Source organism: Luteibacter sp. Sphag1AF, from assembly GCF_014192715.1.
GTDB lineage: Bacteria > Pseudomonadota > Gammaproteobacteria > Xanthomonadales > Rhodanobacteraceae > Luteibacter.
Map to the genome: position 1 here is coordinate 122526 of NZ_JACHYH010000003.1, position 22727 is coordinate 145252.

32 protein-coding genes are annotated in these 22727 nt (G+C 60.9%); all 32 read right to left on the minus strand.

From position 1 onward, the window contains the following. Window positions 1-116 precede the first annotated feature (116 nt). The 32 genes from rplQ to rpoC all read right to left on the minus strand — a co-directional run bounded on the left by rplQ (window position 117) and on the right by rpoC (window position 22722). Window positions 117-503: a 50S ribosomal protein L17 gene (rplQ, locus tag FHW69_RS09990; RefSeq protein WP_183422919.1), complete on the minus strand. Its 387-nt coding sequence runs from the start codon at window positions 501-503 to the stop codon at window positions 117-119. A gap of 36 nt (window positions 504-539) precedes the next feature. Continuing rightward, window positions 540-1538 (minus strand): DNA-directed RNA polymerase subunit alpha, encoded by a 999-nt coding sequence (rpoA, locus tag FHW69_RS09995; RefSeq protein WP_183422920.1) that lies wholly within the window; start codon window positions 1536-1538, stop codon window positions 540-542. Window positions 1539-1554: 16 nt separating this feature from the next. After that, window positions 1555-2181, minus strand: coding sequence for a 30S ribosomal protein S4 (gene rpsD / locus FHW69_RS10000; protein ID WP_183422921.1), 627 nt, complete (start codon window positions 2179-2181; stop codon window positions 1555-1557). 10 nt (window positions 2182-2191) lie between these two features. Beyond that, window positions 2192-2578, minus strand: a complete 387-nt coding sequence (rpsK, locus tag FHW69_RS10005; protein WP_007513384.1) for a 30S ribosomal protein S11 — start codon at window positions 2576-2578, stop codon at window positions 2192-2194. 12 nt (window positions 2579-2590) lie between these two features. Next, window positions 2591-2947 (minus strand): 30S ribosomal protein S13, encoded by a 357-nt coding sequence (gene rpsM, locus FHW69_RS10010; protein WP_036115440.1) that lies wholly within the window; start codon window positions 2945-2947, stop codon window positions 2591-2593. A 123-nt stretch (window positions 2948-3070) separates the two neighbouring features. Next, window positions 3071-4396, minus strand: a complete 1326-nt coding sequence (gene secY / locus FHW69_RS10015; protein ID WP_183422922.1) for a preprotein translocase subunit SecY — start codon at window positions 4394-4396, stop codon at window positions 3071-3073. Between the two features lie 4 nt (window positions 4397-4400). Beyond that, window positions 4401-4832: a 50S ribosomal protein L15 gene (rplO, locus tag FHW69_RS10020; RefSeq protein ID WP_183422923.1), complete on the minus strand. Its 432-nt coding sequence runs from the start codon at window positions 4830-4832 to the stop codon at window positions 4401-4403. Between the two features lie 5 nt (window positions 4833-4837). Further along, a complete protein-coding gene (rpmD, locus tag FHW69_RS10025) occupies window positions 4838-5041 on the minus strand; it encodes a 50S ribosomal protein L30 (protein WP_183422924.1) in 204 nt (67 codons plus the stop codon). Beyond that, window positions 5034-5543 carry a 30S ribosomal protein S5 gene (gene rpsE / locus FHW69_RS10030; RefSeq protein WP_183422925.1) on the minus strand — a complete coding sequence of 170 codons (510 nt, stop codon included), beginning with the start codon at window positions 5541-5543 and terminating at the stop codon, window positions 5034-5036. The genes rpmD and rpsE overlap by 8 nt, the downstream gene beginning before the upstream one ends. Window positions 5544-5654: 111 nt before the next feature. Next, window positions 5655-6005 carry a 50S ribosomal protein L18 gene (rplR, locus tag FHW69_RS10035; protein WP_183422926.1) on the minus strand — a complete coding sequence of 117 codons (351 nt, stop codon included), beginning with the start codon at window positions 6003-6005 and terminating at the stop codon, window positions 5655-5657. Between the two features lie 30 nt (window positions 6006-6035). Further along, on the minus strand, window positions 6036-6566 hold the full coding sequence (gene rplF / locus FHW69_RS10040; protein WP_183422927.1) for a 50S ribosomal protein L6: 531 nt from the start codon (window positions 6564-6566) through the stop codon (window positions 6036-6038). A 10-nt stretch (window positions 6567-6576) separates the two neighbouring features. Beyond that, entirely contained in the window at window positions 6577-6972 is a 396-nt protein-coding gene (rpsH, locus tag FHW69_RS10045; protein WP_183422928.1) for a 30S ribosomal protein S8, read from the minus strand. A 132-nt stretch (window positions 6973-7104) separates the two neighbouring features. Beyond that, window positions 7105-7410 (minus strand): 30S ribosomal protein S14, encoded by a 306-nt coding sequence (gene rpsN / locus FHW69_RS10050; RefSeq protein ID WP_183422929.1) that lies wholly within the window; start codon window positions 7408-7410, stop codon window positions 7105-7107. A gap of 13 nt (window positions 7411-7423) precedes the next feature. Then, window positions 7424-7963 (minus strand): 50S ribosomal protein L5, encoded by a 540-nt coding sequence (gene rplE, locus FHW69_RS10055; RefSeq protein WP_183422930.1) that lies wholly within the window; start codon window positions 7961-7963, stop codon window positions 7424-7426. 12 nt (window positions 7964-7975) lie between these two features. After that, on the minus strand, window positions 7976-8287 hold the full coding sequence (gene rplX / locus FHW69_RS10060) for a 50S ribosomal protein L24 (protein WP_183422931.1): 312 nt from the start codon (window positions 8285-8287) through the stop codon (window positions 7976-7978). 14 nt (window positions 8288-8301) lie between these two features. Next, window positions 8302-8670, minus strand: coding sequence for a 50S ribosomal protein L14 (gene rplN / locus FHW69_RS10065; protein ID WP_132146646.1), 369 nt, complete (start codon window positions 8668-8670; stop codon window positions 8302-8304). A 14-nt stretch (window positions 8671-8684) separates the two neighbouring features. Beyond that, window positions 8685-8945, minus strand: coding sequence for a 30S ribosomal protein S17 (rpsQ, locus tag FHW69_RS10070; RefSeq protein ID WP_183422932.1), 261 nt, complete (start codon window positions 8943-8945; stop codon window positions 8685-8687). Between the two features lie 11 nt (window positions 8946-8956). After that, window positions 8957-9142 carry a 50S ribosomal protein L29 gene (rpmC, locus tag FHW69_RS10075; protein ID WP_132146652.1) on the minus strand — a complete coding sequence of 62 codons (186 nt, stop codon included), beginning with the start codon at window positions 9140-9142 and terminating at the stop codon, window positions 8957-8959. After that, window positions 9142-9555 (minus strand): 50S ribosomal protein L16, encoded by a 414-nt coding sequence (rplP, locus tag FHW69_RS10080; RefSeq protein ID WP_183422933.1) that lies wholly within the window; start codon window positions 9553-9555, stop codon window positions 9142-9144. Before rplP ends, rpmC begins: the two co-directional genes overlap by 1 nt. 11 nt (window positions 9556-9566) lie before the next feature. Next, the gene (gene rpsC / locus FHW69_RS10085) at window positions 9567-10289 is read right to left on the minus strand and encodes a 30S ribosomal protein S3 (protein WP_183422934.1); all 723 of its coding nucleotides are present in this window, start codon (window positions 10287-10289) and stop codon (window positions 9567-9569) included. Between the two features lie 15 nt (window positions 10290-10304). Beyond that, window positions 10305-10640, minus strand: a complete 336-nt coding sequence (gene rplV / locus FHW69_RS10090; protein ID WP_183422935.1) for a 50S ribosomal protein L22 — start codon at window positions 10638-10640, stop codon at window positions 10305-10307. Then, a complete protein-coding gene (gene rpsS / locus FHW69_RS10095; RefSeq protein WP_183422936.1) occupies window positions 10640-10912 on the minus strand; it encodes a 30S ribosomal protein S19 in 273 nt (90 codons plus the stop codon). Before rpsS ends, rplV begins: the two co-directional genes overlap by 1 nt. Window positions 10913-10925: 13 nt before the next feature. Next, a complete protein-coding gene (rplB, locus tag FHW69_RS10100; RefSeq protein ID WP_183422937.1) occupies window positions 10926-11747 on the minus strand; it encodes a 50S ribosomal protein L2 in 822 nt (273 codons plus the stop codon). An 18-nt stretch (window positions 11748-11765) separates the two neighbouring features. Beyond that, the gene (gene rplW, locus FHW69_RS10105; RefSeq protein WP_183422938.1) at window positions 11766-12059 is read right to left on the minus strand and encodes a 50S ribosomal protein L23; all 294 of its coding nucleotides are present in this window, start codon (window positions 12057-12059) and stop codon (window positions 11766-11768) included. Beyond that, window positions 12056-12658, minus strand: a complete 603-nt coding sequence (gene rplD / locus FHW69_RS10110; protein ID WP_183422939.1) for a 50S ribosomal protein L4 — start codon at window positions 12656-12658, stop codon at window positions 12056-12058. The genes rplW and rplD overlap by 4 nt, the downstream gene beginning before the upstream one ends. 11 nt (window positions 12659-12669) lie before the next feature. Next, a complete protein-coding gene (gene rplC, locus FHW69_RS10115; RefSeq protein WP_183422940.1) occupies window positions 12670-13311 on the minus strand; it encodes a 50S ribosomal protein L3 in 642 nt (213 codons plus the stop codon). A 20-nt stretch (window positions 13312-13331) separates the two neighbouring features. After that, window positions 13332-13643, minus strand: coding sequence for a 30S ribosomal protein S10 (gene rpsJ / locus FHW69_RS10120; RefSeq protein WP_036140140.1), 312 nt, complete (start codon window positions 13641-13643; stop codon window positions 13332-13334). Window positions 13644-14071: 428 nt separating this feature from the next. Next, a complete protein-coding gene (gene tuf, locus FHW69_RS10125) occupies window positions 14072-15262 on the minus strand; it encodes an elongation factor Tu (RefSeq protein ID WP_183422941.1) in 1191 nt (396 codons plus the stop codon). A 54-nt stretch (window positions 15263-15316) separates the two neighbouring features. Then, window positions 15317-17446, minus strand: a complete 2130-nt coding sequence (fusA, locus tag FHW69_RS10130; protein ID WP_183422942.1) for an elongation factor G — start codon at window positions 17444-17446, stop codon at window positions 15317-15319. A gap of 27 nt (window positions 17447-17473) precedes the next feature. Beyond that, window positions 17474-17941 carry a 30S ribosomal protein S7 gene (gene rpsG / locus FHW69_RS10135; protein WP_183422943.1) on the minus strand — a complete coding sequence of 156 codons (468 nt, stop codon included), beginning with the start codon at window positions 17939-17941 and terminating at the stop codon, window positions 17474-17476. 16 nt (window positions 17942-17957) lie between these two features. Continuing rightward, window positions 17958-18332, minus strand: a complete 375-nt coding sequence (rpsL, locus tag FHW69_RS10140) for a 30S ribosomal protein S12 (RefSeq protein WP_036115505.1) — start codon at window positions 18330-18332, stop codon at window positions 17958-17960. A 172-nt stretch (window positions 18333-18504) separates the two neighbouring features. Next, window positions 18505-22722, minus strand: a complete 4218-nt coding sequence (gene rpoC / locus FHW69_RS10145) for a DNA-directed RNA polymerase subunit beta' (protein ID WP_183422944.1) — start codon at window positions 22720-22722, stop codon at window positions 18505-18507. Window positions 22723-22727: the final 5 nt, after the last annotated feature.

Sequence of the window (22727 nt, forward strand, 5' to 3'; positions counted from 1 at the left end):
TCGGGGGGCAACGCCGTAAAGGCCTCCCCTGGATGGGGGAGTTCGTTTGGCCGCCAAAACGAGAAAGCCCCGGCCGGTGAGGGCCAGGGCTTCTCGAATCACGCGATGAACTGCGCTTATTCGGCGTCGACTGCCGCGGCAGTTGCCGGGCGATCCACCAGTTCGACATACGCCATCGGCGCGTTGTCGCCCGGACGGAAGCCGCACTTGAGGATACGCAGGTAACCGCCGGGACGCTCGCGGTAGCGAGGACCCAGCTCGACGAAGAGCTTACCGACGGCCTGCTTGTCACGCAGACGCGCGAAAGCGAGACGACGATTGGCAACGCCATCGGTCTTGGCGAGCGTGATAAGCGGCTCGGCGACGCGACGCAGTTCCTTGGCCTTCGGCAGGGTCGTGCGGATCAGCTCGTGCTTCACCAGCGACGATGCCATGTTGCGAAACATAGCTTCGCGATGGCTGCTGGTGCGGTTGAGTTTGCGTCCGGATTTTTGGTGGCGCATGGTCTTATTCCAGTTCTATAAAGGGCGGAGCGGGGCTCAGCCCAGCTGCATGCCGTGCGAAAGGCCCGGCGGCGGCCAGTTTTCGAGTTTCATGCCGAGTGCGAGACCACGCCCGCCCAGCACATCCTTGATTTCGGTCAGCGACTTCTTGCCAAGGTTAGGCGTCTTCAGCAGCTCAACTTCGGTTTTCTGAACCAGATCACCGATGTAGTAAATGCTTTCAGCCTTCAGGCAGTTCGCCGAACGCACCGTCAGTTCGAGGTCATCGATCGGACGAAGCAGAAGCGGATCAAACCCACCCTTCTCAGCCTTGGTCGAATCGCTCTCACGGCGCGAGAAATCGCCGAAGACCGACAGCTGATCGTTGATGATCTCAGCGGCTTTGCGGACTGCGTCCTCAGCGCCGATGGTGCCGTTCGTTTCGATGTCGAGCACGAGCTTGTCGAGGTTGGTGCGCTGCTCGACACGAGCTGCGTCCACTTCGTAAGCCACGCGCAACACCGGCGCGAACGATGCATCCAGCTGCAGACGGCCGATGGGGCGCGTCTCGTCGTCAGGATGCTGGCGCGCGCTGGCCGGCTGGTAGCCGACACCACGACGCACCTTCAGGCGCATGTTCAGGGCCACATCCTTGGTGAGGTGGCAAATCACATGCTCGGGGTTCACGATTTCCACGGAGTGATCAACCGCGATATCGCCCGCGGTGACCACGCCTTTACCTTTCTTCGACAGCGTCAGGGTGACTTCGTCACCACTGTGCTGGCGAATGGCCACATCTTTCAGGTTCAGCAGGACTTCGATCACGTCCTCCTGCAGACCCTCAAGGGTGGTGTATTCGTGCAGGACACCGTCGATTTCTACTTCGACGATGGCGCTGCCGGGAATCGACGAGAGCAGCACGCGGCGCAGCGCGTTGCCCAGGGTGTGGCCGAAACCACGCTCGAGCGGCTCGACCACCACCTTCGCGCGGTTCGATCCAAGCTGCTCGACGCTGAGGCCGCGAGGCCGCAGCACGCTAGTTGACGAAACTGCCATGCAAGGCTCCGATGGATTACTTCGAGTAAAGCTCGACGATCAGGGCTTCGTTGATGTCGGCCGGCAGGTCGCCGCGATCCGGCACTGCCTTGAACGTACCAGCGAATTTCTTGCTGTCGACTTCGACCCAGGACGGACGGAGGTCCATCGTGTCGTAGACGGTAGCGGCTTCCTGAACGCGCAGCTGGGCGCGGGCCTTCTCGGTCAGCGAAACTTCGTCGCCCGGACGGACGTTGTACGAAGGAACGTTGACCTTCTTGCCGTTGACCGTCACTGCCTTGTGGGCAACGAGCTGGCGAGCCTGGGCGCGGGTGACCGCAAAACCCATACGGTAGACGACGTTGTCAAGGCGGCACTCCAGGAGGCGCAGCAGGTTTTCACCCGTGTTGCCCTTCTGGGTCGATGCCTTGGTGTAGTAGTTGCTGAACTGACGCTCAAGCACGCCGTAGATGCGCTTGACCTTCTGCTTCTCACGCAGCTGAACGGCGTAGTCGGACAGACGGGCGCGCTTGTTGGCGCCATGCTGGCCGGGCTTGTTCTCCAGCTTGCACTTGGAATCCAGCGCGCGCGCCGGGCTCTTCAGGCCAAGGTCGGCACCCTCACGACGCGCAAGTTTGCAGGTAGCTCCACGATAACGGGCCATGGTTAACTCCTTAGACTCGACGCTTCTTGGGGGGACGGCAGCCGTTGTGCGGAATCGGCGTGACGTCAATGATGTTGAGCACTTTGTAGCCCAACGCATTCAGGGAACGCACGGCCGACTCACGGCCCGGGCCAGGGCCCTTGATGCGAACTTCAACGGTCTTCACACCGTAATCGCCTGCAGCGCGGCCAGCCTTTTCGGCGGCAACCTGGGCAGCGAACGGCGTCGACTTGCGCGAACCGCGGAAACCCGCGCCGCCAGCCGTCGCCCACGACAGGGCGTTGCCCTGACGGTCGGTGATCGTAACGATGGTGTTATTGAAAGAAGCCTGCACGTGGGCCACGGCATCCGTGACGACGCGCTTGATCTTCTTCTTAGTCTTAACCGGCTTAGCCATAATCGGTATCCGTTACTTCTTGATCGGACGACGCGGACCCTTGCGGGTACGGGCGTTGGTACGCGTGCGCTGACCGCGCACCGGCAAGCCACGACGGTGGCGAAGGCCACGGTAGCAACCGAGATCCATCAGACGCTTGACGGCCATGCCGACTTCGCGGCGGAGGTCGCCTTCCACGGTGTACTTAGCGATTTCGGCGCGGATTTTCTCCACCTCGCCTTCGCTCAGCGACTTGATGGGAGTGGTCGGAACCACGCCAGCATCGACACAAACCTGCTTCGCCCGCGAACGGCCGATACCGAAAATGCTCTGCAAACCAACCCAGACATGCTTCTGGACCGGCAAATTGACACCCGCGATGCGCGCCATGATGTACTGTCTCCGATGCGTTTCGTGCGCGGTAAACGCGCAATTCTAACCTGAATTAACCTAAACGGAAAGCCCTGCGGCGCCAGGCGCCGCGGCCTCCCCTACCTGGGGCATGCGCCGGGGTCATCCCCGACGCAAGTTGGACTTCTTAAGCAGACTCTCGTACTGGTGGCTGACAAGATGGGCCTGGACCTGAGCCGTAAAGTCCATCACCACCACCACCACGATCAGCAGCGAAGTGCCGCCGAAATAGAACGGTACGTGCCAAGCGTTCTGCATGAACGACGGGACAAGGCAGACCAGCACGATGTAGAGCGCGCCAACACCGGTAAGCCGGGTCATTACGCCATCAATGTAGTCTGCGGTAGCCCGACCCGGACGGATGCCCGGAATCAGCGCGCCCGAACGTTTGAGGTTGTCGGCCGTTTCCTGCGCGTTGAACACGATCGCCGTATAGAAGAAGGCGAACGAGATCACCAGCACTGCGAACACCAGGTCGTACACGGGCTCACCCGGAGTCAACGCCGTGGTCAACCACTGAAGCCAGCGCGACTGGTGTGCACTGCCGAACCACGTAGCAGCCGTTGCCGGGAACAGCAGCAGACTGCTTGCGAAGATCGGCGGAATGACGCCCGCCATGTTGATCTTGAGCGGCAGATGCGAGGTCTGGTTCATGTACTGACGCTGGCCACCCTGCTTCCGCGCATAGTTCACGGTGATGCGCCGCTGGGCGCGCTCCATGAACACCACGAAAGCCGTAACCGCCAGAATCAGCGCAGTTACCATGAGCAGCTTCAACACCGAGAGCTCGCCGTTGTTCGCCATGGTCAGCGTGTGCGCGATGGCACCCGGCAGACCCGCGACGATACCGGCAAAGATCAGCATCGAGATACCGTTACCGATACCGCGCTCCGTGATCTGCTCACCCAGCCACATCAGGAACATCGTGCCAGCCGTGAGGCCAACCACCGACGCCATGACGAAGCCGGCACCCGGCATGTAGACCACCGGCGCACCACCCGCTGCGACCTGCTTCTGCAGGGCCACCGCGATGCCGAAGGCCTGGAAGGCCGCGAGACCCACCGTGCCGAAGCGCGTGTACATGGTCATCTTGCGACGACCCGACTCGCCTTCCTTGCGAAGCTGCTGAAGGCTGGGAATCACCGAGCCCATCATCTGTACGACGATGGACGCGGAAATGTACGGAACCACGCCGAGCGCGAATACCGAGAAGCGCGACAGCGAACCGCCCGAGAACATGTTGACCATGTTCAGGAGGCCACCGCCCTGCTCGATCAGGCTGGTCATCGCTTCCGGGTTGACACCCGGAACAGGGATGAACGAACCGAGGCGGAAGACAATCAGCGCACCAATAAGGAAAAAGATGCGCTGGCGGAGTTCCGTCAGTTTGCCCAGCGAGCCGAGCGTATTGCCCTGCGCTGCTGCCACCTGATTACTCCACGCTGCCGCCGGCAGCTTCAATAGCTGCCTTGGCGCCGGCGGTGGCGAGGAGGCCCGAGAGCTTCACCGCACGAGTGATTTCGCCCTTGAGAACAATCTTCACCTTCTTCGCGCGGCTGGTCACGAGACCGGCTGCATGAAGAGTAACGAGGTCGATCGTGTCAGCCTTGAGGGCAGCCAGCTGGTACAGCATGACCTGCTGCGTGTCGGCCTTCTTCAGCGAGCGGAAGCCCACCTTCGGAAGACGACGCTGCAGCGGCATCTGACCGCCTTCGAAACCAACGCGGTGCGTGTTGCCCGCGCGAGCATGCTGACCCTTGTGACCACGACCGGCAGTCTTGCCGAGGCCGGAGCCGATACCGCGACCAACGCGAAGCTTGGTCTTGCGGGCGCCCTTACCGGGACGAAGTGAATTAAGACGCATGATGCTTACTCCTCGACCCGAACCAGGTAGTAAACCGTGTTGATAAGACCACGGACCTGGGGGCTATCTTTCAGTTCGCGCACATCGTTGAGCTTGCTCAGGCCAAGGGCCTTCACGCTCAGACGATGACGACCCTGCACACCGCGGAGGCCCTTGACGAGGCGAACCTTGACGGTGGCGTTAGCAGCGGTTTCGTTCTTCTTAGCCATTGCCGAGAACCTCTTCGATCGTCTTGCCACGCTTGGCGGCGATGCGCTTCGGCGAAGCGACGGCCTGCAGGCCCTTGATCGTGGCGCGAACCAGATTGATCGGGTTACGCGAACCGACGGCCTTGGCGAGGACGTTCTTCACGCCGACCACTTCGAGAACAGCGCGCATCGCGCCGCCGGCGATAACGCCGGTACCCTCGGAAGCGGGCTGCATGTAAACACGGGCTGCGCCGTGGTTAGCCTTGATGGCGTACCAGAGCGTGCCGTTGTTGAGTTCGATGGTGACCATGTTGCGGCGAGCGCGCTCCATCGCCTTGGAGATGGCAACCGGCACTTCGCGTGCCTTGCCATAACCGAAGCCGACGCGGCCTTCGCCGTCGCCAACAACCGTCAGCGCGGTGAAGCTCATCTGGCGGCCACCCTTGACGGTCTTGGCCACGCGGTTGACGGCGATCAGCTTTTCAAGCATGCCGTCCGAATTTTCGCGATCTGTCGAGGACATCTCTTTTCCTGTTACGCCCGGACTTCCGGGACTTCAATTACGGCTTGAGCCGCTTGGAGTTGTAGGTACATCGGGTGACGCCGGCCGTAGCCGGCATCACGGCCAGATCTCTTAGAACTTGAGACCGGCCTCACGAGCCGCTTCGGCCAAAGCCTTGATGCGACCGTGGTAACGGAAACCCGAGCGATCAAACGCGACGGACTGGACGCCCGCTGCGATGGCGCGCTCGGCAACGATCTTGCCAACGGCAGTCGCTGCTTCGAGGTTCTTCGTGCTCTTCAGACCTTCAGCAACGGACTTCTGCAGCGTGGAAGCCGCAGCGAGAACCTTGCCATCCGCCGCAAAGACCTGGGCGTAAAGGTGCTGACCGGTGCGATGCACGCTCAGGCGGGACACCGCGAGCTCACGGATGTGGGCACGGGTGGACTTGGCGCGGCGCAGACGGGATTCGTTCTTGTTCATCGTGTCATCTCCAGGAAGCGGATAGGCCGATTAGGCCTTCTTGGCTTCCTTCAGCAGGATCTTCTCGCCGCTGTAACGCACGCCCTTGCCCTTGTACGGCTCCGGCTTGCGGTACTGACGGATCTTCGCGGCAACCTGACCCACCAGCTGCTTGTCGGCGCCCTTGACAAGGACTTCCGTCTGCGTCGGCACTTCGAGGGTGATGCCTTCCGGCGCCTCGAAGACGATCGGGTGCGAGAACCCGAGCGACAGGTTCAGGGACTTGCCCGTGATAGCAGCGCGGTAGCCGACGCCGACGAGCTCGAGCTTGCGCTCAAAGCCTTCGGAAACACCGACAACCATGTTGGCGATCAGAGCGCGGGCCGTACCACCGAACTTGTCGTCAGCGCCTTCGGCGACAACGATGTTCACGATACCGGCATCCTGCTGCAGGCTGACGCCCGGCAGCGCGTGGGTCGTCAGGGTGCCCTTCGGGCCCTTGACCGTGGTCGTGCCATCAGCACCGACCGAGACTTCAACGCCCTTGGGCAGGGAAATCTGTTTCTTGGCAACGCGGGACATAGCGGGCTCCTTATGCCACCTGGCCGATGACTTCGCCGCCGAGGCCGCGCGAGCGGGCCTGTGCGTCGGTCAGCAGACCAGCGGAAGTGGAGATGATCGAGATACCCAGGCCACCAAGGACCTTCGGCAGCTCGTCCTTGCCGCGGTAAACGCGGAGACCCGAACGGCTGACACGGGAAATCGATTCGATGGCCGGGCGGCCTTCAAAATACTTGAGCTTGATTTCGAGTACCGGCTTGCCCGCTTCGTCGGCGGACTTGGCATCGAGGATGAAGCCTTCATTCTGGAGAAGCTTGGCCAGGGCCAGCTTCATTTTCGACGACGGCATACGTACAACCTGCTTGCCCGAAGCCTGGGCATTGCGGATGCGCGTAAACAGATCGGCGATGGGATCAGTCATGCTCATAGAAAAAAACCCTTGAGAGTGCACCGATATCCGAATTACCGGAGTATCAAATTGTATTTTTCAGCCGACAGTCGCCGGCCTGCATTGCGCAGACCGACGACTATAACAGCTTGTTTCGCCAAAGGCGAATTATTACCAGCTAGCCTTACGCAGACCCGGCACGTCACCGCGCATGGTTGCTTCACGCAGCTTGTTACGGCCGAGGCCGAACTTGCTGTAGACGCCGCGCGGACGACCAGTCAGTGCGCAGCGGTTACGCTGGCGAGACGGGCTGGCATCGCGGGGCAGCTTCTGCAGCTTGCCCTGCGCTTCCATCTTCTCTTCGAACGACGCCGTGGCGCTCAGAACAATCGCCTTCAGTTCAGCGCGCTTGGCGGCGAACTTCTTGACGAGCTTGGTGCGCTTGAGGTCGCGCTCGACCATAGAGGTCTTAGCCATGTTCTACCTGTAATCAGTTGCGGAACGGGAAGCTGAAAGCTTCCAGCAGCGCTTTGGCTTCTTCGTCGGACTTGGCGGTCGTGGTGATGGAGATATCCATACCGCGCAGCGCGTCAACCTGATCGAAGTCGATTTCCGGGAAGATGATCTGCTCTTTGATACCGAAGTTGTAGTTACCACGGCCATCAAAAGCGCGACCCGAGACGCCACGGAAGTCGCGCGTACGCGGCAACGAGACGTTGATCAGGCGATCCAGGAATTCCCACATCTGTGCACGGCGCAGGGTGACCTTGCAACCGATCGGCCAGCCGTCGCGGATCTTGAAGGAGGCGACGGAAACGCGCGCCTTCGTCGTGATCGGCTTCTGACCGGCGATCTTCGCCATGTCGGCCACGGCATTTTCAAGAATCTTCTTGTTGCCGGCAGCTTCACCCACGCCCATGTTCAGCGTGATCTTCGTGATGCGCGGAACCTGCATCACATTCTGGTAACCGAAGCGCTCAGTGAGCTTCTGCATTACCGACTCTTTGTAAAACGTTTCAAGGCGGGTCATGACTTCGATTCCTTACGCGTCGACCACTTCGCCAGAGACGAACACGCGCACCTTGCGCCCGTCCTCGAGCGTCTTGGTAGCTACGCGCTCGCCCTTGTTCGTGGCGGAGTTGAAGAGCTGTACGTTGGAGATGTGGATCGAAGCTTCACGCTCGACGATCCCACCCGGCTGGTTGGCCTGGGGGTTCGGCTTGGTGTGACGCTTGATCAGGTTGACGTTCTGCACGACAACGCGATCGCCATCCACGCGCAGCACGTCGCCGCGCTGCCCCTTGTTTTTACCGGTGATCACGACGACGTGGTCACCCTTGCGGATACGGTTCATGGTCTGGTCTCCGCTCAGAGCACTTCGGGCGCGAGCGAGACGATCTTCATGAACTTCTCGGTGCGCAGCTCGCGAGTGACCGGCCCGAAAATACGGGTGCCAATCGGCTCGAGCTTGTTGTTGAGGAGAACGGCCGCGTTGCCGTCGAAACGGATCAGCGAACCATCAGCGCGGCGCACACCCTTGGCGGTACGAACCACCACGGCGTTGTACACCTCACCTTTTTTCACCTTACCGCGGGGAATTGCATCCTTCACGGTGACCTTGATGACATCGCCGACGCTGGCGTAACGGCGCTTGGAGCCGCCCAGCACCTTGATGCACATCAGTTCTTTAGCGCCGCTGTTGTCCGCCGCGGAGAGCGTGCTTTGCATCTGAATCATGGCTGCACCTCCTCTTAGACTTCAGCGCGCGTGATGATTTCGACCACGCGGTGATGCTTGGTCTTCGACAGCGGACGGCACTCGGCGATACGCACCAGGTCACCTTCGTTCGCACCCGTTTCATCGTGTGCGTGAAGCTTCGTGGAGCGGCGGATGATCTTGCCGAGCAGCGGATGCTGCACCTGACGCTCGATCAGAACCGTTACCGTGTGGTCCATCTTGTTGCTGATGACGCGGCCCGTCAGGGTGCGCGCCGTCTTCGTGTTATCGCTCATCTTCGCCGTCCTTACTTCTTGCCGCCGAGCACAAACTTCGTGCGGGCGATGTCACGCCGAACGCGGCGTAGCTGGTGCGGCTGCGTAAGCTGACCGGAGCCCTTCTGCATGCGCAGATTGAACTGCTCCTTGCGAAGGTCCAGCAGGTGCTGTTTCAGCTCTTCCGCCGACTTCTCTTTGATTTCTTTCGTGGCCATTACATCACCGCCCTGGAGACGAACTGGGTCTGCACGGACAGTTTGGCTGCTGCCAGACGGAACGCTTCGCGTGCCGTCGTCTCGTCGACACCTTCGATTTCATAAAGCATGCGGCCGGGCTGGATCGGAGCGACCCAGAACTCGACGCCACCCTTACCTGCACCCATTCGAACTTCGATGGGCTTACGGGTGATCGGCTTGTCCGGGAACACGCGAATCCAGAGCTTGCCACCACGCTTCACGAAGCGCGTGATGCAACGACGGGCGGCCTCGATCTGACGTGCGGTCAGCTGACCGTGCGTCGTCGCCTTCAGGCCGAACTCGCCAAAGCTCACGAGATTGGAGTTGAATGCCAGGCCGTCATTACGGCCCTTATGCATCTTGCGGTACTTGGTACGCTTGGGTTGCAACATGGCAACGCTCCTTACTTGGCAGTCCGCTCGCGGCGGTTTTCACCACCCTCGCGACGCGGCTGCTGAGGCTGCTGTTCTTCCTTCGATTCCTGCGACACTGCCGCAAGGTCAAAGATCTCGCCCTTATAGACCCACACCTTGACACCGATGATGCCGTAGGTGGTCTTGGCTTCGGCGGTGCCGTAGTCGATATCCGCACGCAGGGTATGCAGCGGCACGCGACCTTCACGGCTCCACTCGGAGCGGGCGATTTCAGCACCGTTCAAGCGACCGGAAACGTTGATCTTGATGCCCAGTGCGCCGAGGCGCATGGCATTGCCGACCGAACGCTTCATAGCGCGACGGAACATGATGCGACGCTCAAGCTGCTGAGCAATCGACTCGGCGACAAGCTGGGCATCGAGCTCCGGCTTACGGACTTCGCTGACGTTGATGTGCGTCGGAACGCCCATCATGTCGGTGACTTCCTTACGCAGCTTCTCGATGTCCTCGCCCTTCTTGCCGATCACAACGCCCGGACGGGCGGTATGGATCGTGACACGGGCGGTCTTGGCCGGGCGCTCGATCTGAATCTTCGAGATACCGGCGGCGGCGAGCTTCTTGCGCAGCATCTCGCGGACCTTCAGGTCTGCAGCGAGGTACTGTGCATATTCGCCCTTATTGGCGTACCACTTCGAGTTCCAGTCCTTGGCAATGCCGAGGCGGATACCGGTGGGATGAACTTTATGACCCATCGTTTCTTACCCCAGTCAGTTGCCAACAACCACAGTGATGTGGCTGGTGCGCTTCAGGATGCGCGAACCGCGGCCTTTGGCGCGGGCGGACATACGCTTCATCGCCGGACCTTCGTCCACGAAGATGCGGGCCACCTTCAGCTCATCCACGTCGGCGCCGAGATTGTTTTCGGCGTTGGCGACAGCAGACAGCAGAACCTTGCGAACAAGGAGAGCGGCTTTCTTGTTGGTAAAGGCAAGCACGTCGCTGGCCCGGCCCACGGGGAGACCGCGGACGAGGTCGGCCACCAGGCGTGCCTTCTGCGCCGAGATGCGGGCGCTACGCAGGATCGCTTTGGCTTCAGTGCTCATCACTTGCCCTTCTTGTCGGCAGCGTGGCCCTTATACGTGCGGGTCACCGCGAACTCGCCGAGCTTGTGCCCGACCATGTTCTCGTTGATCAACACGGGGACGTGCTGGCGCCCGTTATGGATGGCGATCGTCAGACCGACCATCTCCGGGATAATCATCGAACGGCGCGACCAGGTCTTGATCGGACGCTTGTTATTGGCGGAAACGGCGGCTTCCACCTTCTTATTAAGGTGCAGGTCGACGAACGGACCTTTTTTTAGAGAGCGCGGCATAATCGTTTCCTAATTACTTGCGACGACGCACGATGAACTGCTGAGTGCGCTTGTTGTTGCGCGTCTTGTAACCCTTGGTCGGCGTGCCCCACGGGCTGACCGGGTGACGGCCGCCGGAGGTACGGCCTTCACCACCGCCATGCGGATGGTCGACCGGGTTCATGACCACACCGCGAACGGTCGGACGGATGCCCTTCCAACGCTTGGCGCCGGCCTTGCCGAGCTTGCGCAGGCTGTGCTCCGAATTACCGACTTCACCGATGGTGGCGCGGCATTCGACCGGCACGCGACGCATTTCGCCGGAGCGAAGACGCAGCGTGGCGTAACCCTGTTCGCGTGCGACGAGCTGGACCGAGGCACCGGCGGAGCGTGCGATCTGCGCACCCTTGCCCGGCTTCATCTCGATGCAGTGAATCGTCGAACCCACCGGGATCGCACGAAGCGGCAGGCAGTTGCCAGCCTTGATGGGAGCATCTGCGCCCGACACCAGACGATCACCAACCGCCACGCCCTTGGGCGCGATGATGTAGCGACGCTCGCCGTCGGCGTAGCACAGCAGCGCGATGTGCGCCGTGCGGTTCGGATCGTACTCAAGACGCTCGACGACAGCAGCAATGCTCTCTTTGTCGCGCTTGAAATCGATGATGCGATACGCCTGCTTATGACCGCCGCCGCGATGACGCGTGGTGATGCGACCGTAGTGGTTGCGGCCACCCGTCTTCGACTGCGATTCGGTCAGGGGTGCGTACGGTGCGCCCTTGTGCAGACCTTCGGTACGTACGCTGACAGCGTCGCGACGTCCCGGAGAGGTCGGCTTGTGAGTGATCAGTGCCATCTCAATTCAACTCCTGGCTCAGGCCTTGGCCGACACGTCGATCGTGTGACCGTCGGCGAGGCGCACGTAGGCCTTGCGCTTACCCTGGCGGCTGCCAGCGCGGAAGCGGAACGACTTGACCTTGCCCTTGGTGTTCACCAGGTTCACGTTTTCAACCTTGACGGAGAAAAGGTGTTCCACAGCGGCACGGACATCAGCCTTCGTCGCCTCGGGGGCTACTACGAAAACATACTGGTTGTTTTCCGCAAGGCGTGCTGCCTTTTCGGAAATGTGCGGCGCGCGCAGCGTAGTAAGGGTGCGTTCGTTGCTCATGCCAGCCACTCCTCGACCTTCTTCACCGCATCCACCGTCATGACGACGTAGTCGGAACCGACGAGGCTGACCGGGTTCAGGGCCAGCACGTCAACGACGTGGATATACGGAATGTTGCGTGCAGAAAGGTAGAGCGCTTCGGTGGAGTCTTCCGACACCAGCAGCACGCGACCCTTCACTTCGAGCTCGGCCAGCTTCGCGATCATGCCCTTGGTGCTCGGGGCTTCCATCGACAGCTCGGAGACGACCTTCAGGCGATCCTGACGGTTCAGCTCGGCAATGATGGAACGGATCGCGACGCGGTAAGCCTTGCGATTGACTTTCTGTTCAAAGCTGCGCGGCTTCGCGGCAAAGGTGACACCACCGCCGACGAAGATCGGAGCGCGGTAATCGCCGTGACGAGCGCCGCCGCCCTTCTGCTTCTTGAACTTCTTGGTCGTACCGGACATCTCACCACGCGACAGCTGTGCCTTGGTACCGGCACGGCCAGCCGCCTGGTAGGCAGTCACGACCTGGTGAACGAGGGCCTTCTTGTACTCACCGCCGAACACTTCGTCCGACACGTTGAGCGACTTGGCGCCAATAACATTGAGTTCCATGGCGTCTCTCCTCAGCCCTTGGTCGTCGGACGGATGACAACGTCACCGCCAGGCGCACCCGGGACAGCACCCTTGACAGCAATCAGGTGACGCTCGGCGTCGACCTTGACCACTTCCAGGCCCTGCGCGGTGCGGTTAACGGCACCCATGTGACCCGACATCTTCTTGCCGGGAAACACGCGACCCGGGGTCTGACGCTGACCGATCGAGCCAGGGGCGCGATGCGACAGCGAGTTACCGTGGGTAGCGTCGCCCATCTTGAAGTGATGGCGCTTGATGGTGCCCTGGAAGCCCTTACCCTTCGACACACCGGCGACGTCAACCGTCTGCCCGACGGAGAAAACATCGTCCGCCTTGATTTCAGTGCCGATGGGGTACTTGCCAGCGTCGTCCGCGGTGACGCGGAATTCCCACAGGCCACGGCCCGGCTCAACCTTAGCCTTGGCGTAGTGACCCTTTGCCGGCTGCGTGAGAAGCGAGGCACGCTTCACACCGGTGGTGACCTGCACCGCCGAGTAGCCGTCGTTTTCTTCGGTCTTCACCTGCGTCACACGATTCGGGGTCGCTTCAATCAGCGTCACCGGAATCGAGCGGCCGTCTTCGGTGAAGAGCCGGCTCATGCCGCACTTGCGGCCAACCAGTCCGATACTCATCTTCGTATCCTGTAATTCGCTCAACCGAGCTTGATCTGCACGTCAACACCGGCAGCAAGATCGAGCTTCATGAGCGCGTCCACGGTCTTGTCGTTGGGGTCAATGATGTCCAAAACGCGCTTGTGAGTACGGGTCTCGTACTGGTCGCGGGCATCTTTGTCGACGTGCGGCGACACCAGAATGGTGTAGCGCTCAATCTTGGTCGGCAGGGGGATCGGGCCGAGAACCGTTGCGCCAGTGCGCTTGGCCGTCTCGACGATCTCGCTGGCCGAACGGTCGATCAAACGATGATCGAACGCCTTGAGCCGAATGCGAATTTTTTGGTTCGCCATAAAAACCGTGTCCTGTTATCGAAAGAACATTCTGTAATCGGAGTGGCTTCTCACCGCTCCGTACAACCATTGCACAGCACTTACAACAACGGACCAGCTTCAAATGCGATGTTTCGCACCGAGGCCAGCCCTAAAATGCTGGGCAGACCGCGAAAACGGTCTGCCCAGACAGAAAAGTATAAAATACGCGAACGCCATGGTCAACAGAGCTCACGCCCTGTCAACACAGTCATTCCCGTAACGTCCATGTAAGCGAACTCGAAGCACATTCCGTGCGCCTCATTTCGCGGTGTGGCCACTCATGCCACTTAAGGCTGGTGACACATAACCCGTCGACTATACCCAATCCACATTCAAATTGGAAGCCCTTTCTTCCAAAAAAAACGGAGGCCGAAGCCTCCGTTTTTTTCAGCCGTTAAACTGGCTAATTACTTGGTGATCTTGGAGACCACGCCGGCGCCGACGGTACGGCCACCTTCGCGAATGGCGAAGCGCAGACCTTCGTCCATGGCGATCGGGAAGCCCAGGGTGACCGAGAACTTCACGTTGTCGCCCGGCATCACCATCTCGACACCGTCCGGCAGCTTGATCGAACCGGTCACGTCCGTGGTACGGAAGTAGAACTGCGGGCGATAGTTGCTGAAGAACGGCGTGTGACGGCCACCCTCGTCCTTCGACAGGATGTAAACCTCACCCTCGAACTCGGTGTGCGGCTTCACGGTACCCGGCTTGGCCAGAACCTGGCCACGCTCCACGTCTTCACGCTTCAGACCGCGGACCAGCACGCCGACGTTGTCGCCAGCCTGACCCTGATCCAGCAGCTTGCGGAACATTTCCACGCCCGTGACGGTCGTGTTCTGCGTGTCCTTCAGGCCCACGACTTCAGCAGCGTCGCCAACCTTGATGACGCCGCGCTCAACGCGACCGGTCAGAACCGTGCCGCGACCCGAGATCGAGAACACGTCTTCGACGGGCAGCAGGAACGGCTTGTCGACTTCACGAACCGGCTCCGGGATCCAGCTGTCGAGCGCGTCGACGAGCTTGATGACGGCGGGGACGCCGATGTCGGACTGGTCGCCGTCGAGGGCCAGACGAGCCGAACCCGCGATGATCGGGGTGTCGTCGCCCGGGAACTCGTACTTCGACAGCAGTTCGCGAACTTCCATCTCGACGAGCTCAAGGAGCTCGGCGTCGTCGACCATGTCGGCCTTGTTCAGGAACACGACGATGTACGGCACGCCGACCTGGCGCGAGAGCAGGATGTGCTCACGCGTCTGCGGCATCGGGCCATCAGCAGCCGAGCAAACCAGGATCGCGCCGTCCATCTGCGCCGCACCCGTGATCATGTTCTTCACATAGTCAGCGTGGCCCGGGCAATCGACGTGACCGTAGTGGCGGGTCGGCGACTCATATTCAACGTGCGCGGTCGAGATCGTGATACCACGAGCCTTCTCTTCCGGAGCAGCGTCGATCGCGCTGTAATCCTTGAATTCGCCACCGAAGCGCTCTGCGCCGATCTTGGTCAGCGCTGCGGTCAGGGTGGTCTTGCCGTGGTCGACGTGACCGATGGTGCCGACGTTGACGTGCGGCTTGGTGCGCTCGAAAGTCTTCTTTGCCATGACTCTTAAAAAACCTCTGAATATCTGATGCTTAGACTAGTAAAGAGGGGCCGATCAGCCCTTCTTCATGACCTGTTCGGCGATGTTGGACGGCGCCGGCTCGTAATGATCGAATTCCATCGTGAACGTTGCGCGACCCTGAGTCTGCGAACGCAGCGAGGTAGCGTAACCGAACATTTCGCCAAGCGGGATCATCGCATTGACGGTTTTACCCGACGGCGTTTCTTCCTGACCGGTCAGCATGCCACGACGACGACTGATGTCGCCCATGACGTCACCGACGTAGTCTTCCGGCGTCACGACCTCAACCTTCATGATCGGCTCGAGCAGAACCGGCTTCGCCTTGCTAAAGCCCTGCTTGAATGCCATGGAAGCGGCGAGCTTGAACGCCATTTCCGACGAGTCGACGTCATGGTACGAACCGAAGACAAGCTTCACCTTGACGTTGACGACCGGGAAGCCAGCCAGCGGGCCGCTGGTGATGGTTTCGCGCAGACCCTTTTCGACTGACGGGATGAATTCCTTCGGAATCACACCGCCGGTGATGTCGTTGATGAACAGGAAGTCGTCCTTGATCGTCGGCCCGATCTTCGGGTCGTTACGATCCTCATCGGTGATCGGCGACAGCTCGATCACAACGTGACCGTACTGACCCTTACCACCCGACTGCTTGGCGTGCTTGTAGTCCGACTTGACGTCCGCGAGCTGAATCGTTTCGCGGTAAGCCACCTGCGGCTTGCCCACGTTGGCTTCAACGTTGAATTCGCGACGCATGCGATCAACCAGGATGTCGAGATGAAGCTCGCCCATGCCCGAGATGATCGTCTGACCCGACTCTTCGTCCGTCTTGACGCGGAAGGACGGATCTTCGCCAGCCAGACGGCCGAGCGCGATACCCATCTTCTCCTGATCCGACTTGGTCTTCGGCTCGACCGCCATCGAGATCACCGGCTCCGGGAACGTCATGCGCTCCAGGGTGATGATCTTGTCCTGCGAGCACAGCGTGTCACCGGTCGTCACGTCCTTCAGGCCGACAGCAGCGGCGATATCGCCGGCGCAGACTTCCTTCAGTTCCTGACGGTCGTTGGCGTGCATCTGCAGAATACGGCCGATACGCTCTTTCTTGCCCTTGACCGGGTTGAACACCTGGTCGCCAGCGTTGAGCATGCCCGAGTACACACGGAAGAACGTCAGCGCACCAACGAACGGGTCGGTCATGATCTTGAACGCAAGCGCCGAGAACGGAGCCGCGTCGCTCGCCTGACGGGTGTCCGGCTTCTCGTCTTCGTCCACACCCTCAACCGGCGGACGATCCGCAGGCGACGGCAGCAGTTCGACGACGGCGTCGAGCATGGCCTGCACGCCCTTGTTCTTGAACGCCGTACCGCAGTAGACCGGGATCACGTCGTTGGCCAGCACACGCGAGCGCATGCCAGAGATGATCTCTTCTTCGGAGAGGTCGCCCTCTTCGAGGTACTTGTTCATCAGGTCTTCGTTGGCTTCCGCGGCGGACTCAACCATGAAGCTGCGAGCTTCCTGGGCGATTTCCTGCAGGTTGGCCGGGATGTCCTGGTATTCGAACTTCATACCCTGGGACGGCATGTCCCAGATGACAGCCTTCATCTTCAGCAGGTCGACAACACCTTCAAAGTTGTCTTCGGCGCCAATCGGCACCTGCATCGGGACAGCCTTAGCACCCAGACGGGCCTTCAGCTGCTCGACAACCTTGTTGAAGTTGGCGCCGGTGCGATCCATCTTGTTGACGAACGCAAGACGGGGCACCTTGTACTTGTTGGCCTGGCGCCAGACAGTCTCAGACTGCGGCTGGACGCCACCGACGGCGCAAAGCACGAACACCGCACCATCGAGCACGCGCAGCGAACGCTCGACTTCGATCGTGAAGTCGACGTGTCCCGGGGTGTCGATGATGTTGAAGCGGTGCTGCGGCTTCGAGCCATCCATGCCCTTCCAGAAGCACGTGGTCGCAGCGGACGTGATGGTGATACCACGCTCCTGCTCCTGCTCCATCCAGTCCATCGTGGCCGCACCGTCGTGCACTTCGCCGATCTTATGGCTGACACCGGTGTAGAACAGGATGCGCTCGGTGGTCGTGGTCTTGCCGGCATCAATGTGAGCCATGATGCCGAAGTTACGATAAAGCTCGATGGGCGTAGTGCGTGCCACGGTCTTTCCTCGAAATCTAAGCTGGTATTACCAGCGGTAATGCGAGAAGGCCTTGTTGGCCTCCGCCATGCGGTGCGTCTCTTCGCGCTTCTTGACTGCGCCGCCGCGGCTTTCGGAAGCCTCGAGCAGTTCAGCGGCAAGCTTGCGCGGCATGGACGTCTCACCACGCTTGCGCGCGGAATCGATCACCCAGCGCATGGCAAGAGCCATACGACGACCGGGACGAACTTCGACGGGCACCTGGTAGGTGGCACCACCGACGCGGCGGGACTTGACCTCAACCGCCGGAGCGATATTGGCCAGAGCCTTCTCAACGAGCTGCACCGGCTCGGCGTGCTTTTCGCCGATGTGCTGCAGAGCGCCGTAGACAATGCTTTCGGCAACGGACTTCTTGCCGCTCTTCATCACCATATTGATGAAGCGGGCAATCAGCTGGCTTCCGTGCTTCGGGTCCGGGAGGACCACACGGGCGGGATGGGAACCTTTACGCGACATAATTCTTGTCCTTTACTCAGCTCTTCGGGCGCTTGGCGCCGTACTTCGAGCGCGACTTGCGACGCTTGGTCACGCCGGCGCAGTCGAGACTGCCGCGAACCGTGTGGTAACGCACACCCGGAAGATCCTTGACGCGACCGCCACGGATCAGAACAACCGAGTGCTCCTGCAGATTGTGACCTTCGCCACCGATGTAGCTGATGACCTCGAAACCATTCGTCAGGCGCACCTTGGCAACCTTACGCAGGGCCGAGTTCGGCTTCTTCGGGGTGGTCGTGTATACGCGCGTGCAAACACCGCGGCGCTGCGGGCTGCTCTGCAGGGCCGGGGAAGCGCTCTTATACGCCTTCGGGCTGCGGGATTTGCGCACCAACTGGTTGACTGTCGTCATGCGAAGCTATTCCTGAGAAACATAAAGGCAGACCGAGGGTTCGGTCTGCCAGGAAACGGGTTGTTAACATGGGCCGTCTGCCAGGCAGACCGACACCCATCATCCATGAACCGAACACGAGGCGCCTCCGTGCGCCTCATTTCGTATGTACGAGCATTGCCCTTGGCGGGCGTTACTCGGCGCTATCGTTGGAGCCGGCAGGAGCCTCTTCGAAGCTTGCGACCGAAGCCGAACCCGAAAGGGTTTCAAGCTCCGAAGCGGTCAGACCGCCCTGGTTACGACGCGCAGCGTGGTAAGCCAGACCCGTACCTGCAGGGATTAGCCGCCCAACAATAACATTTTCTTTCAGGCCACGCAACGTATCGCGCGTACCACGGACTGCCGCTTCGGTAAGGACGCGGGTGGTCTCCTGGAACGAGGCTGCCGAGATGAACGACTCGGTGGCCAGCGATGCCTTGGTGATGCCCAGCAGCACCGAATCGAATTCCGCACGACGCTCACCACGAGCCTCGGCACGGTCATTCTCTTCGTTTATGCGAACGCGCTCGACCTGTTCACCGCGCAGGTACGTGCTGTCACCCGCCTCGGCAATTTCGACCTTGCGCAGCATCTGACGAATGATCGCCTCGATGTGCTTGTCGTTGATCTTCACGCCCTGCAGGCGATAGACGTCCTGAATCTCCTTGACCAGGTAGGAAGCCAGCGGCTCCACACCCAGCAGACGCAGGATGTCATGCGGATTCGGCTCGCCGTCGACGACGGTTTCGCCCTTCTCCACGTGTTCGCCTTCGAACACGATGACCTGACGCCACTTCGGAATCAGCTCTTCGTGCTCGTTGCCGTCCAGATCCTTGATGATCAGACGCTGCTTGCCCTTGGTGTCCTTGCCGAAGCTCACAATGCCCGAACGCTCGGCGAGAATCGCCGGTTCCTTCGGCTTGCGGGCTTCAAACAGATCGGCAACGCGCGGAAGACCACCGGTGATGTCACGGGTCTTCGACGTTTCCTGCGGGATACGGGCGACGACGTCACCCACGCCCACTTCGGCGCCGTTCTGGATCGAGACGATCGCACCGGCCGGCAGGAAGTACTGCGCAGCGATGTCGGTGCCCGGCAGCTTGAGCTCACGGCCCTTGCTGTCTTCCAGGCGCACGATCGGGCGCAGATCCTTCGCCTGCGTACCGCGACGCTTCGGATCGGTAACGACAGCGCTTTCCAGACCCGTAAGTTCGTCGGTCTGCGACTGGACGGTCACGCCATCAATGAAGTCGATGAAGCGAACCACACCGGCCACTTCCGTGACGATCGGATGGGTATGCGGATCCCAGTTGGCAACCGTCTGGCCAGCCTTGACCGGATCACCATCCTTTACAGCGATGGTTGCACCGTACGGCACCTTGTAACGCTCGCGCTCGCGACCGTTGACGTCGATGACGCTGACTTCGCCGGAACGCGACACGGCCACGAGGTGACCCTGCGAGTGCTGTACCGACTTCAGGTTGTTGAACTTCAGGGCACCGGTCGTGCGGACGGTGACGTTATCCACGGCGGCAGCACGGGAAGCCGCACCACCGATATGGAACGTACGCATCGTCAGCTGGGTACCCGGCTCACCGATGGACTGCGCGGCGACCACGCCCACAGCCTCACCCATGTTCACCAGGTGACCACGGGCCAGATCGCGGCCGTAGCACAGGGCGCACACGCCGTGGCTTGCACGGCAGGTGATCGGCGAACGGACCTTGATCAGCTGCACGCCAGCCTTGTCGAGCTTGTCGACCAGGCCTTCGTCCAGCAGCGTGTCGCGGGTGACGATGGCCTGGTCGTCGTCGCCGGGGGCGTAGACGTCCTCGACCACAACGCGACCCAGCACGCGCTCGCGCAGCGGCTCGACCACGTCACCGCCTTCAACGATCGGCGACATCATGACGCCGTCTTCCGTGCCGCAATCGTGCTCGGTGATGACAACGTCCTGCGCCACGTCAACGAGACGACGGGTCAGGTAACCGGAGTTCGCGGTCTTCAACGCCGTATCCGCCAGACCCTTACGGGCACCGTGGGTCGAGTTGAAGTACTGCAGAACGTTCAGACCTTCGCGGAAGTTCGCCTTGATGGGCGTCTCGATGATCGAGCCATCCGGGCGAGCCATCAGGCCGCGCATACCAGCCAGCTGACGAATCTGAGCCGCACTGCCTCGGGCACCGGAGTCAGCCATGATGTACAGCGAGTTCATGGACTTCTGGTTGACCGTCTTGCCGTCGGCATCGACCACCTTCTCGGTGCCGATACCGTCGATCATGGCCTTGGCGACCAGTTCGTTGGTACGCGACCAGATGTCGACGACCTTGTTGTAGCGCTCACCAGCGGTCACGAGACCCGACTGGTACTGCTCCTGGATCTCGACGACTTCCTTCTCGGCTTCCTCAAGGATGCCCTTCTTCTCAGCCGGGATCTTCATGTCGTCGATGCCGATGGAGATACCGGCACGCGTAGCGAAGCGGAAACCCGTGTACATCAGCTTGTCGGCGAACACGACGGTCTCTTTCAGACCGAGCAGACGGTAGCTCTGGTTGATCAGGCGCGAGATGTTCTTCTTGGTCAGCTCGGTGTTGACCAGCGCGAACGGCAAGCCGCTCGGGATGATCTCCATGAGCAGCGCGCGACCGACCGTCGTGTCGACGATGGCCATGCGCTCGGAGAGCTGGCCGCCCTCCTCCGCCAGTTCGACGAGGCGAACGCGGACCTTGACCTTGGCATGCAGCTCGACAGCGCGGTTGTCGTACGCACGGCGCACTTCAGCCACGTTCGCGAACACCATGCCGGTGCCCTTCGCATTGATGAGCTCGCGGGTCATGTAGTACAGACCCAGCACCACGTCCTGCGACGGAACGATGATCGGCTCACCGTTCGCGGGCGACAGGATGTTGTTCGAGGACATCATCAGTGCGCGGGCTTCGAGCTGAGCTTCGATCGACAGCGGCACATGGACGGCCATCTGGTCACCGTCGAAGTCGGCGTTGAATGCCGTACAGACGAGCGGATGCAGCTGGATGGCCTTGCCTTCGATCAGCACCGGCTCGAATGCCTGGATGCCCAGACGGTGAAGCGTCGGCGCACGGTTCAGCATAACCGGGTGCTCGCGGATCACGTCCTCGAGGATGTCCCAGACCTGCGCTTCTTCGCGCTCAACGAGCTTCTTCGCGGCCTTGATGGTGGTGGCTTCGCCACGCGCCTGCAGCTTGGCGAAGATGAAGGGCTTGAACAGCTCAAGCGCCATCTTCTTCGGCAGACCGCACTGGTGCAGCTTCAGCGTCGGGCCGACCACGATGACCGAACGGCCGGAGTAGTCGACGCGCTTGCCGAGCAGGTTCTGACGGAAGCGACCCTGCTTGCCCTTGATCATGTCGGCCAGCGACTTCAGCGCGCGCTTGTTCGTGCCGGTGATGGCACGACCGCGACGGCCGTTGTCGAGCAGCGCATCGACCGATTCCTGCAGCATGCGCTTTTCGTTGCGCACGATGATGTCGGGCGCAGCGAGTTCAAGCAGACGCTTCAGGCGGTTGTTGCGGTTGATGACGCGGCGATACAGGTCGTTCAGATCGGACGTGGCAAAACGGCCACCGTCCAGCGGAACGAGCGGACGCAGATCGGGCGGCAGCACCGGAAGGACGGTCATGACCATCCATTCGGGCTTGTTGCCCGATTCCAGGAACGCTTCGATCAGCTTCACGCGCTTGGTGAGGCGCTTGAGCTTGGTTTCCGAATTGGTCGAAGTGATCTCTTCCTTGAGGCGAATGACTTCGCCCGGCAGGTCGAGGCTCTTCAGCAGCTCGTAGACGGCCTCGGCACCCATGCGGGCATCGAACTCGTCGCCGTGCTCTTCGGTGGCTTCCAGGTACTGGTCTTCGCTGAGCAGCTGGCCGCGCTCAAGCGCGGTCAGGCCCGGATCAATCACGACGAAGGCTTCGAAGTACAGGATGCGCTCGATGTCACGCAGCGTCATGTCCAGCATGAGGCCGATGCGCGACGGCAGCGACTTCAGGAACCAGATGTGCGCGGTCGGGCTGGCGAGCTCGATGTGGCCCATGCGCTCACGGCGCACCTTGGCCAGCGTCACTTCCGTGCCGCACTTCTCGCACACCACACCACGATGCTTCATGCGCTTGTACTTGCCGCACAGGCACTCGTAGTCCTTGACCGGACCAAAGATCGCGGCGCAGAACAGACCGTCACGCTCAGGCTTGAACGTGCGGTAGTTGATGGTTTCCGGCTTTTTGACTTCACCGAACGACCACGAGCGGATCAGCTCTGGCGAAGCCAGAGCGATCTTGATCGCGTCGAAGTCCAGCGTCTGTCGCTGCTGGTTAAACAGATTGAGCAGGTCTTTCATGCGTA

What these genes read in the sequence shown, in the direction of transcription:
- rplQ (WP_183422919.1), bottom strand. Translation starts at nt 503, where the DNA reads ATGCGCCACCAAAAATCCGGACGCAAACTCAACCGCACCAGCAGCCAT.
- rpoA (WP_183422920.1), bottom strand. Translation starts at nt 1,538, where the DNA reads ATGGCAGTTTCGTCAACTAGCGTGCTGCGGCCTCGCGGCCTCAGCGTC.
- rpsD (WP_183422921.1), bottom strand. Translation starts at nt 2,181, where the DNA reads ATGGCCCGTTATCGTGGAGCTACCTGCAAACTTGCGCGTCGTGAGGGT.
- rpsK (WP_007513384.1), bottom strand. Translation starts at nt 2,578, where the DNA reads ATGGCTAAGCCGGTTAAGACTAAGAAGAAGATCAAGCGCGTCGTCACG.
- rpsM (WP_036115440.1), bottom strand. Translation starts at nt 2,947, where the DNA reads ATGGCGCGCATCGCGGGTGTCAATTTGCCGGTCCAGAAGCATGTCTGG.
- rplO (WP_183422923.1), bottom strand. Translation starts at nt 4,832, where the DNA reads ATGCGTCTTAATTCACTTCGTCCCGGTAAGGGCGCCCGCAAGACCAAG.
- rpmD (WP_183422924.1), bottom strand. Translation starts at nt 5,041, where the DNA reads ATGGCTAAGAAGAACGAAACCGCTGCTAACGCCACCGTCAAGGTTCGC.
- rpsE (WP_183422925.1), bottom strand. Translation starts at nt 5,543, where the DNA reads ATGTCCTCGACAGATCGCGAAAATTCGGACGGCATGCTTGAAAAGCTG.
- rplR (WP_183422926.1), bottom strand. Translation starts at nt 6,005, where the DNA reads ATGAACAAGAACGAATCCCGTCTGCGCCGCGCCAAGTCCACCCGTGCC.
- rplF (WP_183422927.1), bottom strand. Translation starts at nt 6,566, where the DNA reads ATGTCCCGCGTTGCCAAGAAACAGATTTCCCTGCCCAAGGGCGTTGAA.
- rpsH (WP_183422928.1), bottom strand. Translation starts at nt 6,972, where the DNA reads ATGAGCATGACTGATCCCATCGCCGATCTGTTTACGCGCATCCGCAAT.
- rpsN (WP_183422929.1), bottom strand. Translation starts at nt 7,410, where the DNA reads ATGGCTAAGACCTCTATGGTCGAGCGCGACCTCAAGCGCACCAAGCTC.
- rplE (WP_183422930.1), bottom strand. Translation starts at nt 7,963, where the DNA reads ATGACCCGCCTTGAAACGTTTTACAAAGAGTCGGTAATGCAGAAGCTC.
- rplX (WP_183422931.1), bottom strand. Translation starts at nt 8,287, where the DNA reads ATGAACCGTATCCGCAAGGGTGACCACGTCGTCGTGATCACCGGTAAA.
- rplN (WP_132146646.1), bottom strand. Translation starts at nt 8,670, where the DNA reads ATGATTCAGATGCAAAGCACGCTCTCCGCGGCGGACAACAGCGGCGCT.
- rpsQ (WP_183422932.1), bottom strand. Translation starts at nt 8,945, where the DNA reads ATGAGCGATAACACGAAGACGGCGCGCACCCTGACGGGCCGCGTCATC.
- rpmC (WP_132146652.1), bottom strand. Translation starts at nt 9,142, where the DNA reads ATGGCCACGAAAGAAATCAAAGAGAAGTCGGCGGAAGAGCTGAAACAG.
- rplP (WP_183422933.1), bottom strand. Translation starts at nt 9,555, where the DNA reads ATGTTGCAACCCAAGCGTACCAAGTACCGCAAGATGCATAAGGGCCGT.
- rpsC (WP_183422934.1), bottom strand. Translation starts at nt 10,289, where the DNA reads ATGGGTCATAAAGTTCATCCCACCGGTATCCGCCTCGGCATTGCCAAG.
- rplV (WP_183422935.1), bottom strand. Translation starts at nt 10,640, where the DNA reads ATGAGCACTGAAGCCAAAGCGATCCTGCGTAGCGCCCGCATCTCGGCG.
- rpsS (WP_183422936.1), bottom strand. Translation starts at nt 10,912, where the DNA reads ATGCCGCGCTCTCTAAAAAAAGGTCCGTTCGTCGACCTGCACCTTAAT.
- rplB (WP_183422937.1), bottom strand. Translation starts at nt 11,747, where the DNA reads ATGGCACTGATCACTCACAAGCCGACCTCTCCGGGACGTCGCGACGCT.
- rplW (WP_183422938.1), bottom strand. Translation starts at nt 12,059, where the DNA reads ATGAGCAACGAACGCACCCTTACTACGCTGCGCGCGCCGCACATTTCC.
- rplD (WP_183422939.1), bottom strand. Translation starts at nt 12,658, where the DNA reads ATGGAACTCAATGTTATTGGCGCCAAGTCGCTCAACGTGTCGGACGAA.
- rplC (WP_183422940.1), bottom strand. Translation starts at nt 13,311, where the DNA reads ATGAGTATCGGACTGGTTGGCCGCAAGTGCGGCATGAGCCGGCTCTTC.
- rpsJ (WP_036140140.1), bottom strand. Translation starts at nt 13,643, where the DNA reads ATGGCGAACCAAAAAATTCGCATTCGGCTCAAGGCGTTCGATCATCGT.
- tuf (WP_183422941.1), bottom strand. Translation starts at nt 15,262, where the DNA reads ATGGCAAAGAAGACTTTCGAGCGCACCAAGCCGCACGTCAACGTCGGC.
- rpsG (WP_183422943.1), bottom strand. Translation starts at nt 17,941, where the DNA reads ATGTCGCGTAAAGGTTCCCATCCCGCCCGTGTGGTCCTCCCGGACCCG.
- rpsL (WP_036115505.1), bottom strand. Translation starts at nt 18,332, where the DNA reads ATGACGACAGTCAACCAGTTGGTGCGCAAATCCCGCAGCCCGAAGGCG.
- rpoC (WP_183422944.1), bottom strand. Translation starts at nt 22,722, where the DNA reads ATGAAAGACCTGCTCAATCTGTTTAACCAGCAGCGACAGACGCTGGAC.